At 60.9% G+C, this 12,501-nt stretch carries 9 protein-coding genes and 1 pseudogene; 7 read left to right on the forward strand and 3 right to left on the reverse strand.

All coding sequences use genetic code 11. The annotated features are described in order from the left end of the window. Nucleotides 1–10: 10 nt before the first annotated feature. The 3 genes from ACK83U_RS15535 (at nucleotide 11) to ACK83U_RS15545 (ending at nucleotide 3,227) form a co-directional block, all read left to right on the forward strand. Nucleotides 11–298, forward strand: coding sequence for a DUF2160 domain-containing protein (locus ACK83U_RS15535; protein WP_112336221.1), 288 nt, complete (start codon nucleotides 11–13; stop codon nucleotides 296–298). A gap of 126 nt (nucleotides 299–424) precedes the next feature. After that, nucleotides 425–2,155, forward strand: a complete 1,731-nt coding sequence (locus ACK83U_RS15540; protein WP_112336220.1) for an ABC transporter substrate-binding protein — start codon at nucleotides 425–427, stop codon at nucleotides 2,153–2,155. A gap of 211 nt (nucleotides 2,156–2,366) precedes the next feature. Beyond that, complete coding sequence (locus tag ACK83U_RS15545; protein WP_112606700.1) at nucleotides 2,367–3,227, forward strand: HAD family acid phosphatase; 861 nt, start codon at nucleotides 2,367–2,369, stop codon at nucleotides 3,225–3,227. A 271-nt stretch (nucleotides 3,228–3,498) separates the two neighbouring features. Here the strand turns inward: ACK83U_RS15545 and ACK83U_RS15550 are convergent, their stop codons facing one another. Beyond that, nucleotides 3,499–4,794 (reverse strand): ABC transporter substrate-binding protein, encoded by a 1,296-nt coding sequence (locus tag ACK83U_RS15550; protein WP_112606702.1) that lies wholly within the window; start codon nucleotides 4,792–4,794, stop codon nucleotides 3,499–3,501. 150 nt (nucleotides 4,795–4,944) lie between these two features. Here ACK83U_RS15550 and ACK83U_RS15555 point away from each other — a divergent pair, with 150 nt between their 5' ends. The 4 genes from ACK83U_RS15555 to ACK83U_RS15570 all read left to right on the forward strand — a co-directional run bounded on the left by ACK83U_RS15555 (nucleotide 4,945) and on the right by ACK83U_RS15570 (nucleotide 9,691). Continuing rightward, nucleotides 4,945–5,967, forward strand: a complete 1,023-nt coding sequence (locus ACK83U_RS15555) for a LacI family DNA-binding transcriptional regulator (RefSeq protein ID WP_112606704.1) — start codon at nucleotides 4,945–4,947, stop codon at nucleotides 5,965–5,967. Nucleotides 5,968–6,007: 40 nt separating this feature from the next. Continuing rightward, the gene (locus ACK83U_RS15560; RefSeq protein WP_112606707.1) at nucleotides 6,008–7,864 is read left to right on the forward strand and encodes a DUF2264 domain-containing protein; all 1,857 of its coding nucleotides are present in this window, start codon (nucleotides 6,008–6,010) and stop codon (nucleotides 7,862–7,864) included. Then, entirely contained in the window at nucleotides 7,861–8,886 is a 1,026-nt protein-coding gene (locus ACK83U_RS15565) for a hydroxyacid dehydrogenase (protein ID WP_112606709.1), read from the forward strand. Before ACK83U_RS15560 ends, ACK83U_RS15565 begins: the two co-directional genes overlap by 4 nt. Before the next feature lie 217 nt (nucleotides 8,887–9,103). Beyond that, nucleotides 9,104–9,691: a transglycosylase SLT domain-containing protein gene (locus ACK83U_RS15570; protein ID WP_112400785.1), complete on the forward strand. Its 588-nt coding sequence runs from the start codon at nucleotides 9,104–9,106 to the stop codon at nucleotides 9,689–9,691. A 36-nt stretch (nucleotides 9,692–9,727) separates the two neighbouring features. Here the strand turns inward: ACK83U_RS15570 and ACK83U_RS15575 are convergent. After that, a pseudogene (locus ACK83U_RS15575) lies at nucleotides 9,728–10,989 on the reverse strand (Gfo/Idh/MocA family protein). A 73-nt stretch (nucleotides 10,990–11,062) separates the two neighbouring features. Continuing rightward, nucleotides 11,063–12,487 carry a mandelate racemase gene (locus ACK83U_RS15580; RefSeq protein WP_112606712.1) on the reverse strand — a complete coding sequence of 475 codons (1,425 nt, stop codon included), beginning with the start codon at nucleotides 12,485–12,487 and terminating at the stop codon, nucleotides 11,063–11,065. Nucleotides 12,488–12,501: the final 14 nt, after the last annotated feature.

Genomic DNA, 12,501 nt, shown 5'->3' on the forward strand with positions numbered 1-12,501 from the left:
GAAAACCACCATGAACACAGACTTTTCCTGGATGGCCTGGACCCTGCCGACGGCGCTGTTCTTCGCGACGATCCTGCTTCTGCTGATCGGCATGGCGGTCTGGGAATATTTTTCGCCCGGCGGCAATCCGCGCCTCGGCATTCTGCGCTTCGAAACGACGCGCGGCGACCGGCTGTTCATTTCGCTGCTCGGCGCCGCCTTCATCCATCTCGCCTGGCTGGGCCTGGGAGGCCCCAGCCTGTGGTGGGCTCTTGCTCTTTCCGTCGTCTACGCCGTCGGTGTCTTCCGTCTGGTCTGACGCGGAAATTCAACCCGTTACCGCCCCGTTGCCCATCCGGTCATACGGAGCAGTAAGGCAAATCGATACAGATGGCCGGAAATCCGGCTGGCTGACAATGCACTCGCAACCTGTAGGGAGGAATATATGCGACGGCATCTCTTGACGACAACGGCAGTTGCCTTGCTGGCCCTGGCCGGCACAGCCAACGCCGGCATGAACGAAGCCAAGACATTCCTGGACAAGGAGATCGGCGATCTCTCGACGCTCTCGCGCGCCGACCAGGAAAAGGAAATGCAATGGTTCATCGATGCGGCAAAGCCTTTCCAGGGCATGGAAATCAAGGTCGTGTCCGAAACACTGACGACCCACCAGTATGAATCGCAGGTTCTCGCGCCGGCCTTCACTGCCATAACAGGCATCAAGGTCACCCACGACGTCATCCAGGAAGGCGACGTTGTCGAGAAGATCCAGACGCAGATGCAGACCGGCCAGAACCTCTATGACGGCTGGGTCAACGATTCCGACCTGATCGGCACGCATTGGCGCTACAAGCAGGTGCGCAACCTGACGGACTGGATGGCTGGCGAGGGCAAGGACGTCACCAATCCGGGCCTCGATATCGCCGATTTCATCGGCACCAGCTTTACGACTGCTCCGGACAAGAAGCTTTATCAGCTTCCCGACCAGCAGTTCGCCAACCTCTACTGGTTCCGTTACGACTGGTTCAACGACCCGAAAAACAAGGCCGATTTCAAGGCCAAGTACGGCTACGAGCTCGGCGTGCCGGTCAACTGGTCGGCCTATGAAGATATCGCCCAGTTCTTCACCGGTCGCGATGTCGATGGCAAGAAGGTCTTCGGCCATATGGACTATGGCAAGAAGGACCCGTCGCTCGGCTGGCGCTTCACCGACGCCTGGCTTTCCATGGCCGGCAACGGCGACAAGGGCCTGCCGAACGGCCTGCCGGTCGATGAATGGGGCATCAAGGTCGATGCCAACTCCCGTCCTGTCGGCTCCTGCGTCGCGCGTGGCGGCGACACCAACGGACCGGCCGCCGTCTATTCGATCCAGAAATATCTCGATTGGTTGAAGGCCTATGCTCCGGCGGAAGCGCAGGGCATGACCTTCTCGGAATCCGGCCCGGTTCCGTCGCAGGGCAATATCGCCCAGCAGATCTTCTGGTACACGGCCTTCACCGCCGATATGGTCAAGCCCGGCCTGCCGGTCATGAATTCGGATGGCACGCCGAAGTGGCGCATGGCACCGTCTCCGCATGGCGTCTACTGGAAGGACGGCATGAAGCTCGGCTACCAGGACGTCGGCTCCTGGACGCTGATGAAATCGACTCCTGTCGATCGCGCCAAGGCCGCATGGCTCTATGCGCAGTTCGTCACCTCGAAGACGGTGGACGTGAAGAAGAGCCATGTCGGCCTTACCTTCATCCGCGAATCCACCATCCGCGACAAGAGCTTCACCAAGCGTGCGCCGGAACTCGGCGGCCTGATCGAGTTCTATCGCTCGCCCGCCCGCGTGCAGTGGTCGCCGACCGGCACCAACGTCCCTGACTATCCGAAGCTCGCACAGCTCTGGTGGCAGGCGATCGGCGATGCCGCATCGGGTGCCAAGGATGCTCAAGGAGCTATGGATGCGCTCTGCGCCGATCAGGAAAAGGTGATGCAGCGCATCGAACGCGCAGGCGTTCAGGGCGATATCGGCCCGAAGCTCGCCGAAGAACACGATCTTGCCTATTGGAACGCCGATGCCGTGAAGAACGGTCATCTCGCTCCACAGCTGAAGGTCGCCAGCGAAAAGGAAAAGCCGGTCACCGTCAATTACGACGAGCTGGTCAAGAGTTGGGCCGACGCGAAGAAATAAGTCGGGTACATGACGCGAAATGGGTGCCGGGGCTCGAAAGAGCTCCGGCATTTTTCGTCGGGACGAAAGTTTCGCAAAAATAATGCTGCGATGACTGTCACAGACTTGACACATTTCCCGCGAGCACGAACTATCCTTATCCGGATCATGATGTCGACGCACATCAGAACCCATTGATATATTTCATGGATTTCTGCATAAGGAGAACAGCGTGAGAAACGGATATTCTGGGCGCAGGACGCTCATCACCGCCATTGGCCTTGCCGCCGCCCTGCCGGCTCTCAGTGCCGATCTGCCGGCACCATCGCCAGACGACAATCTCAATGCCGTTCTTTGGGACCAGACATCGGTCGAGGCGCAGGCCAACGCGCTTGGTGCCTATGCGCTCGGCCGTATCAGGCTCGACGAAGCGCTGACCGACAAGAACTGGACCGCAGCTCCGGTCGAGCAAACAGGCAATTTCCAGGACTTTCCACCCGCCATCATCCTCGATGTCGATGACACCATTCTTAACACCTCGCCCTATCAGGCGCGTAACATCACAGCAGGCACCAGCTTCAAGCCGGATACCTGGACGCAATATGTGAATGCTCAGCAGGACAAGCCTATTCCCGGCGCAGTGGAATTTACCCAATACGCGGCTTCGAAGGGCGTGAAGGTCTTCTACGTCACCAACCGCACCGCCGATGAGGAAGGTCCGACCGTTGAAGAAATGAAACGCTTCGGTTTTCCAATGGGCGACAATGTCGACACGTTCCTGAGCGCCAAAGAGCAGCCGGACTGGGGTTCGGCCAAGGGCACGCGCCGCGCCTTCATCGCCAAGAACTATCGCATTCTCCTGATGTTCGGCGACAATTTCGGCGACTTTACCGACGAGTACAAGGGGACCGTCGAGGAGCGCCAGAAAGTCTTCGAAGCCAACAAGGCGCATTTCGGCCACGACTGGATCGCCATCGCCAATCCGACCTACGGCTCGTTCGAGAGTGCGCCCTACAAGGGCGATTACAAGCTGCCGCCGGAAGAACAGCGCCGGATGAAGCAGGATGTACTGAAGCCCTGGGATGGGAAGTGACCTTCGTCGATAGAAACCTGTCAGGTGAATTCGTGGCTGTGGCAACTCTGTGCCTGGCCCCTCACCCCAACCCTCTCCCCGCCATGCGGGGAGAGGGAGCAACCATGTCCGAACGCTGCTTCAATTCAGCGGAAAGGCCAATTGCTTGCTCTGTCGTCCCCTCTCCCCGCTAGCGGGGAGAGGGTTAGGGTGAGGGGCCGCGGACGGTACGGACCGGGCTGACCCTGACAGATTGAACCGGCCTGACCGTCCCCCCATAGCCAGCCACCAATCAACCCTTCCGCTTCAATTTCGTGGCACCTTCCTCCACCAGCCGCTTCGCCGCCTCGGCGACCGTGATCTTGCCGAAGGCGAGTTGGTCGGCGACGGGGCGGGCGACGTTCACGTCGAATTCCTGGGAGCCGAGCGGCGCCGGCACGGGATAGGTGCCCACCTGATCCTTCAACAGCTCGATATAGTGCACCGTCTGCTGTTCCACCGGATTGAGCGTTGGCAGGATGGCGGCCCGAACGGCAGGCGACATCGGCACGCCGCGCTCGACACCGAGGATCTTGCCGGCATCGAGATCATTGACGAAGAAATTGATGAATTTTGCCGCCGCTTCGCCATTCTTGCTGGTGGCACCGACGCTCCAGATCAGCGCCGGACGATAATAATGGCCGGACGGGCCATCCTTCTTCTCGCGCGGCAGCATGGTGACGGCGAGCTTGCTCTTGACGACAAGTTGGTAACCGACGAGCTGATTGGAATAGGCCATGCCGATCGCAGATTTGCCGAGCGCCAGGCAGTTGCTTTCGATGACGTTCTGGTCGAGCGTCTGCACATCGGCTGAGACCGTGCCGCCGCGTTTGCGCAGCTCTTCCCAGTAGTTGTACCATTCCTTGGCGTCGTCGACGCCGAAGCCGAGTCCACCCTCTTCGGTGAAGAGGCTTTTGCCGCGCTGGCGCAGCCAGACATCGAGCACGTAATTGTAGCGCGCTCCATACGGCCCACCCCAATATCCACGCTTACCGGCAGCCTTGGTCATTTCCACCGCGAGATCGGCATATTCGGCCCATGTCGTCGTCGGACCGGGCGGCGTCAGGCCGGTCTTCTTGAACATGTCCTCGTCATAGAACATTGCGAAAGAATTCAGTCCGAGACCAACGCCATAAAGCTTGTTGTCGACCGTGGTCAGCTTCAACACGTCCTTGCCGAAGCTGTCGATATTCAGCGTCGAGGGCACAAACTGGTCGAGCGGCATGCAGGCGCCGCGTTTCGAATAATCCGAGATCGTGCTCGGCTCGAGCTGGAAGACATCGGCAATGTTCTGGCTGGCCATTCCCGTGGCGAGCTTGGCCCAGTAGCCGTCGCCGCTGATGCTCTCGCCGATGACGGACAAATCAGGATTCTTGCTGTGAAACAGTTCGGCAACCGCGACGGTACGCTTGCCGCGATCGGGCGAGCCCCACCACATCGCCCGGAGCTGCGTCGCATCGGCAAAGGCGGGCATTGCGCCTCCCCCGAAGGCAATGCCGGCCGCGGTCCCAGTGGCTCCGATCATGAAAGAACGACGATTCATGCGCATGAGATTCCTCCTTCTCTTGCGTTGCCATCCGCGGCGATCTCCCCGACGCCTTCAGCGGACAAGTAGCGTGACGATATGCAACTTCATTGCACCGTGCAATAAAAAATCTTTCTATTGCAAATTTGCATAATTTTGCATAGCGTTTGCGACATGAACGATAATCGCTCCAAACGCATCAGGCAGGCCGACATCGCCGCTGCCGCCGGCGTCTCCGTCTCGACGGTGTCGCGGGTCCTCACCAATGAACCCGGCATCAGCGAGACGATCCGCCAGCACATCTTCAAGGTGGCGAGTGATCTCGGCTATCCGCTGAAGACCGCAGCCGAGACGGCAGCCGGCGGCCTGGCATTGATCGCCAGTGACAGCGTCACCGGCGGTTTGAGCGTCTTCTATGAAGGCATTCTGGAGGGCCTTCGCGCAGGCGCTGCCGAGCGCGGCATGCGCTTCGATATCCGCCTCATCCGCGAGGCAAGGACGGAACCGGAACTGGTGAGGGAATATCTGCAGACCGCCGGCGCCGAGGGCCTCTTTCTCGTCGGCATCGACCCATCGGAAGACCTATGTCGCTGGCTTGCAGCAAGCGGCACGCCGACCGTGCTCGTCAACGGCACCGATCCGAAGCTGCGCTTCGACGGCGTTTCACCCTCGAATTTCTTCGGTGCTTATAACGCGACCCGACGTCTGCTTGACGCCGGCCACCGCCGCATTCTGCACCTGACCGGCTCGCATCGGCAGACGATCCGCGAGCGCATCCGCGGCTTCGAGGCGGCGATCGCTTCGGTGGAAGGCGCTGAAGGCCGCATCGTGCCGATGAATTTCAGGGGTAGCTCCAGCCAGGAAGCCCACGACAAGACCGCCGAGATCCTTGCGGCAGACAAAGGCTATACCGCCGCCTTCTGCATGAACGATTTCATCGCTGTCGGCGTGCTCGACGCCGTCATTGAAGCAGGCCTGCGGGTGCCAGAGGATTTCGCTATCGTCGGCTTCGACGACCTTCCCTGCGCCCTGATGACCAATCCTCGGCTGGCAACCATGCGCGTCGACCGCGCAGCTCTCGGTCGCGAAGCGATCGGCCTGATGATCGCACGCTTCCGCGACCGCGATGCGCCGGCCCGCCACATCTGCCACGGCGTCCAGCCGATCGCCGGCGGCACGTTGCCACCCGAAACCTGAAATTCAATCCACCGCGGAAACGATCGAGAAAGCCGAACCGATGATCTATGACCCCGCCAGCTCCAATCCGCTTGCCGGCAACCCGCTGAAGACCCTCCCGGACATGCGCCGCGCGCTCGCCGATCTGTTCGATCCGCTGCTACCCTACTTTTCCGAGGGCAATGCCCGCGTCCGCATCGATGGCGCAGGCGCCCATTTCGACCGCGCCGCCGCCGATCTCGAGGGTTTCGCCCGCCCGCTCTGGGGCCTCGCGCCGCTCGGGGCCGGCGGCGGCGATTTCCGCCATTGGGAACGCTATGCTGAGGGCCTCGCCAGTGGCGTCGATCCGCAACATCCGGAATATTGGGGCACGGTCAACGGCCGCGACCAGCGCATGGTCGAGTTGGCCGCTCTCGGCTTCGCGCTTGCGCTCGTACCCGAAAAGATCTGGGAGCCGCTCGATCAGCGCGCGCGTGACAATCTGATCAGCTATCTCAAGCACGCCCGCACCTTCGATTATGCCGACAACAACTGGAAATTCTTCCGCATCTTCGTGGATATCGCACTCGACCGGCTCGGCGCCGCCTTCGATCGCAGCCTGACCGAAACCTATCTGAACGAGCTGGACGGCTTTTATATCGCTGACGGCTGGTATCGCGACGGCAATGTCCGCCGTATCGATCACTACATTCCCTTCGCCATGCATTTTTACGGGCTGATCTATTCCAAGCTGGTGGATGATGATCGCGCCGAGCGCTACCGCGAGCGTGCAGCGCTCTTCGCCAGGGATTTCCGCCATTGGTTCGCGCCCGATGGCGCCACCATCCCCTTCGGCCGCAGCCTGACCTATCGCTTCGCCTGCGCCGGCTTCTGGTCAGCACTCGCCTTTGCCGATGTCGAGGCGCTGCCATGGGGTGAAATCAAGGGCCTGTGCCTCCGGCACCTGCGCTGGTGGGCCGACAAGCCGATCGCCCATCGCGACGGCACCCTGCCGATCGGCTTTGCCTATCCCAATCTGCTGATGTCGGAGAACTATAACTCCGCCGGCTCGCCCTATTGGGCCTTCAAGGCCTTCCTGCCACTGGCGCTGCCTGAAACGCATCCATTCTGGACCGCCGAAGAAAAGCCGCCGGAGAATGAGCCGGCTATCATCCCGCAAAAGCATCCCGGCATGGTCTTGCTGTGCAGTAGGGATGATGTCGTGGCACTCTCCTCCGGCCAGGAAAACCAGCAGATGCGCTTCGGCGCCGAGAAATACTCGAAATTTGCCTATTCCGCGCGCTACGGCTTCAGCGTCGAAAGCGACGAGCGCATCTTTGCCGGCGGCGCCTTCGACAGCATGCTCGCCTTCAGCGATGACGGTCTGCACTACCGCGTGCGCGAAACAAATGAAGAGGCGAAACTTGCCGGCGATACGCTCTATGCCAAATGGTCTCCCTATCCGGATGTGACGGTGGAGACCTGGCTGATGCCGGCCTCGCCCTGGCACATCCGCCTGCACAGGATCACCACGCCACGGCCGCTGCAGACGGCCGAAGGCGGCTTTGCCATCGCACGGCGGGATTTTGAGGCCGACACGCTCGCCTCCGTGATCGGTGCCGCCTATGCCATAGGTGAAGAGGATTTCAGCGGCATTCTCGACCTCGGCTCGACGATCCCACGCGAAGGCATCGCACAGAAGGCGCCGCCGAACACCAACCTCATCGTCGCAAAGACCCTGGTGCCGCAGCTGCGGGGCACGATCCCCGCGGGCGAGACCATTCTCGTCTCTGCCGTGCTTGCGGAGAAGAACCCCGCTGCCGTCGATCATGCCTGGGCGAAGCCGCCAGCGAAGCCCGATATCGACGCCTTGCGCGCCTTCGTCAAAGACAAGGGGATCACGGTCAGCGCCATCAAGGCACCGGGTCGCCTGCCATGACGCAATCCCTCTCCAGCCACCCGGCCATCGCCTTTGCCATGCAGCCGTCGCGCACGCAGCATGTTCTGCCGGAAGCACTCATCCGGCGTCTCGATACCATCGGCCGCGTGCTCGATGCAGCCCCGATGCAGCGCTTCGATGACGAGCGCGCGGCCAAGCTGCTCGCGGAAGCCGAAATCCTCATCACCGGCTGGGGCTCACCGACGATCGATGCTGCGGTACTGGCGCAGGCGCCGCATCTGAAGCTGGTGGTCCACGCCGCCGGCACGGTGAAGGGCCTGCTCGGCGACAGCCTCTTCGATCGCGGTATCCTGGTCAGCCACGCCGCCCAGGCCAATGCCCTGCCGGTCGCCGAATTCACGCTGGCCGCCATCATCTTTGCCGGCAAGAAAGTCTTTCAGTTTCGTGATCTCTATACTGCCGATCGCAACCGCAATCGAACGATACCAATGCATGCCGAGGCCATCGGCAACTACGGCCGCACCATCGGCATTATAGGCGCCTCGCGGATCGGCCGGCGGGTGATCGAGCTGCTTGCTCCCTTCGACTACCGTATCCTGCTCTATGACCCGATGGTCGATACGGCCGAAGCGGCACGTCTCGGCGTCGAAAAGGCCGAGCTGGACGCGCTGATGGCATCGGCCGACATCGTCTCGCTGCATGCACCCTCGCTGCCCGCCACACGCCATATGATCGACGCCCGACGATTGTCGCTGATGAAGAAGGGGGCGACGTTCATCAATACGGCACGCGGCGCGCTGGTCGACGAAGCCGCCCTGATCGTTGTGCTGAAAACCGGGCGGATCGACGCAATTATCGACGTCACCGATCCGGAAATTCCGGAGGCGACGTCGGCGTTTTATGAACTGCCGAACGTCTTCCTGACGCCGCATATTGCCGGTGCCGTCGGGCTGGAACGGACCCGCCTCGGTGAGATGGCGGTGGACGAAGCCATCCGCTTTATCGAGGGCAAGCCGCTGCTCTATGAAATCCGCCGCGAGGATATGGTGCGCATGGCCTGACACGGCGCAGCAAAATCATGAAAACACCCTGAAATCGCCCCATTTCGACACAGGCAAACAACCCGTTTTTAATCATTCCGCGCTAGCAATCTCATAAGCATGGGTCCGCCAAAAGCTCGGTCTCGAACTTTTGGAAAGGATCATGCGCCGGCAGGTTGTTGCTGCGTATCTCGTGCCACTGAAAGACGCACGGCGCAGCAATGAAGAGGTTCTAGTAATGCGTACCCGCGTCCTTTCCATTCTGGCCGTAATGCTGCTTAGCGTGCTGGCAGGCTGTGCCACCGCACCGTCGCGCACCCGCAACATCTGCGCGATCTTCGACCAGCGCGATGGCTGGTTCAACAACTGGCAGCGAGCTGCCGAACGCACGGAACGCAAATATGGCGTGCCGGTGCCGATCCTGATGGCGACGATCTATACCGAATCCGGCTTCCGGCCTCGCGCCCGTCCGCCGCGGCGCTATTTGCTCGGCTTCATTCCCTGGAAGCGCCCGACGACGGCCTACGGCTACTCGCAAGCGCTCGACGGCACCTGGGATAAATACAAGCGCGAAACCGGCAACTGGACGGCGAGCCGCACCAATTTCGCCGACGCAATCGACTTTGTCGGCTGGTATCACTACCAGACGCATCTGCAGACCGGCATCGCCCTGAACAATTCCTACGATCTCTACCTCGCTTATTACTCAGGTCCCAAGGGCTACCTGCAGGGATCGTGGCGCGGCAATTCGACAGCCCTCGCCGGAGCCAGGCGCTTCAACGGCATGACGAGACTTTACGCGCAGCAGCTCCCTAGCTGCAGCTGATCGCAGCGTGGTTTCCATCAACTGTAAGCCGCAACCCTAAGGCCGCGGCTCCAGCAGATTGAGACCGCCATCCTCGCCCCAGATATCGGCAACCGATACCTGCTGGCCTGTGCGACTGCTCTGCAGCGCGGCAATGCCACAGAGGACCGACATCGCTCCTGCCCGCGAGCCAGCGCGCTGCTTGAGCTCGTCGTTCGGACCGGAGCGTAGGAGCATGTTACGCAGCCGGTCGTCGCCGCCATAGTGCCCCCGGATGAATGCGGCACCCATATCCGCTCGACATCGCCGAAATTCTTCATGACGACGATCTCGTCCGCCGGCGGTGTCGTCCAGTTCTGCTTCTCATATTGCCGGAGCTCGATACGCCCCTTGTGACCGTTGAAGGCAATGTGATGCCCTTCGATCGGCATATAGGTATTCAGGGAATAAGAGACGTTGATGCCGTTGCGATAGCGGATGGAGGCAACCATCGTATCGGGGATGTCGATATCCTCGCGGAAGACGCAGGCATCGCGCACATAGCCATCGACGGTCGACGGATCCTCATAGAGGCTTTCGAGCAGCGGCGTCTCGCTGATGTCGAGATAATAGTCGCACTCGTCCTTGTACCGACAGCTTCGACAGCGCTCACCGCGGAACGGACCCTTGCGGCCGTAATGCTTGAGATCGGCAAAGGCGGCGACCGTTTCCGGATCGGAATCCAGATACCAGTTCAAAAGGTCGAAATGATGAGTCGCCTTATGAACGAAGAGGCTGCCGGAATTTTCGACGTAAGCATGCCAGCGGCGGAAGTAATCAGCACCATGGCTGGTGTCGAGATACCAATGGAAGTCGACAGAGGTGACATCGCCGATGACGCCCGAATTGATCAGCTCCTTGATCTTCGCCGCCGTGGGTGCGAAACGGTAGTTGAAGGAGATATCCAGCCGTTTGCCGGTGCGCGCCTCGGCATTGAGGATGCGCTTGATCTTATCGACAGTCGTCGTCATCGGCTTCTCGCTGATAACATCGGCGCCGGCTTCCATCGCCTTGACGATGAGATCGTCATGGGTGGAATCGCGGGTGCAGACGATAACGAGATCCGGCTTTTCCACCTGCAGCAATTCGTCGAAGTCGGTATAGATGGGCACCGATGCGCCGATATAGTCGAGCGCCCGCTTTGCCCGCATGGCGTTGAGATCACACACTGCGACGAGCTCGACCTCATTGCTCCAGCGCTCCACAAGATCCTTGCCCCACATGGTCGCGCCACGGTTTCCCGTGCCGACCAGAACGTAACGTTTCCTCGATGACTGCATCTGCTCCTCCAGACTCTGCAAACAGCGATGATGAGGCCTCGGCGACCTTCATTTACTTCGGCATGCAGAGAATCTACGCTGTCAGCGACCTCTCCATCGCCGTCCAGTCCGGCGCGACCGACGAACCGAGACCGATAGCACCGATAACGGAGCGGATCGCAAGCTGCCCCGCCTCGATCCGCAGCCGCGTGCGGCCATTGCTGACGCGGTAGAGATCGGAATGGGCCTCGGCGAAAGCGGCCTGCTCCGCCTCCGGCGCACCGGCCATGCCGTCGACATAGTGGTGACCGTTGCGCTCGATATGCGTCATGCCGATGAGGGAAGCGAGCGCCAGATCCTGCTGCACGGCAAGGCCGCCCTGTGTCGTCAGATCCTCCGCCGACATGAAATAGGGAATACCGCCCTCGGCGCTCCATTTGGCGACGCGGGCGCGGTTCAATAGCGAGCGATAGAAACCCTTGCAGGATTTCGAGGATATGCCGGTATAGCCAAGCGCCCTCGCCGTAACGAAGGCATCGATATCGGCATCGGATTCGTCAATCTCCACCGGTTTGAAGGCGGCGAGCGCCTTCACCGGCTTCTCGAAGGCATGGGCGCGGGCGATCGGCTGCTCGACAAACAGGATCGAAGAAGCGAAACGCGCAAGCCTCGGCTCCTCCTTCACGCGGCCAAGCAGATCGGCGACCGCCTCGGCGGATGAAAATTGCTCGTTGCCGTCGAGCGTCACCGAGTAATTGGGCACCTTGGCATCGATGACGGCAGCGACGCGGCAAAGGCGGTCGATATCAGCATCCGGGGCGCCGGAAACCTTGACCTTGAAAAAGGTCAGGCCATAGGCGTCGATCGCCTCTTCGAAACTCTCCGGCAGGCCGTCGTTCAGCCGCTCGCTTGCCGGAATATCGCCTGATACGATGGCATCGACCAGGCCGACAGTATGGCGGGCAGCAAGGCTTGTGGATGGCTGCAAGGTCGAGAGGAAACCGGAGAGATCGAAGCCCGAGAGATCGCGCGCGGTGGAAGCATCGATGCCGGGGCGGTTCGCCTTGATTGCTCTCGCGACCGTCAGCCCTTCCAGCCGGCAGAGCGCGTCGAGAATAGCCCGGTTTGCAAGCGCCAAACCGAAGGATGCGACAAGCCCGTTCAGCTTCTCAGCCGCCGCGCGGGCGTGATGCGAGGGCTCGACCGCCGCATGCAGGCCAAAAGCTGTTCCCGCACCCGCATCTCTTAGGGAATCGAGCGCCAGAGCCAGCGACCGGCGCAGCTGGTTTTCATTGTCGGCATTGGAAAGGTCGGGCGATTTGTCGAACCATTTCGGCACCATCAGCTCGGCTGCCATGCCCTCCGCCGACCGTCTCTGCGCATCCTCGATGCGTACCCGCAGAAAAATCTGTCGCGCCTCCCGCAAAGTCGCCGCCCCGAAACGGAAGGGAAGCCGCAACTTGACCGGGCGCTCGAATGTCTCGGCCTCGACAAGCCTGATGTTCAATGGATCGGTCATGATGCTGGTCGGCT

Origin of the sequence: Rhizobium sp. WW22 (assembly GCF_047041135.1) — a bacterium.
Lineage (GTDB): Bacteria > Pseudomonadota > Alphaproteobacteria > Rhizobiales > Rhizobiaceae > Rhizobium.

Excerpts from the sequence above, each read along its gene's own strand:
- ACK83U_RS15580 (WP_112606712.1), bottom strand. The coding sequence starts at position 12,487 with ATGACCGATCCATTGAACATCAGGCTTGTCGAGGCCGAGACATTCGAG.
- ACK83U_RS15560 (WP_112606707.1), top strand. The coding sequence starts at position 6,008 with ATGATCTATGACCCCGCCAGCTCCAATCCGCTTGCCGGCAACCCGCTG.
- ACK83U_RS15550 (WP_112606702.1), bottom strand. The coding sequence starts at position 4,794 with ATGCGCATGAATCGTCGTTCTTTCATGATCGGAGCCACTGGGACCGCG.
- ACK83U_RS15540 (WP_112336220.1), top strand. The coding sequence starts at position 425 with ATGCGACGGCATCTCTTGACGACAACGGCAGTTGCCTTGCTGGCCCTG.
- ACK83U_RS15555 (WP_112606704.1), top strand. The coding sequence starts at position 4,945 with ATGAACGATAATCGCTCCAAACGCATCAGGCAGGCCGACATCGCCGCT.
- ACK83U_RS15565 (WP_112606709.1), top strand. The coding sequence starts at position 7,861 with ATGACGCAATCCCTCTCCAGCCACCCGGCCATCGCCTTTGCCATGCAG.
- ACK83U_RS15570 (WP_112400785.1), top strand. The coding sequence starts at position 9,104 with ATGCGTACCCGCGTCCTTTCCATTCTGGCCGTAATGCTGCTTAGCGTG.
- ACK83U_RS15535 (WP_112336221.1), top strand. The coding sequence starts at position 11 with ATGAACACAGACTTTTCCTGGATGGCCTGGACCCTGCCGACGGCGCTG.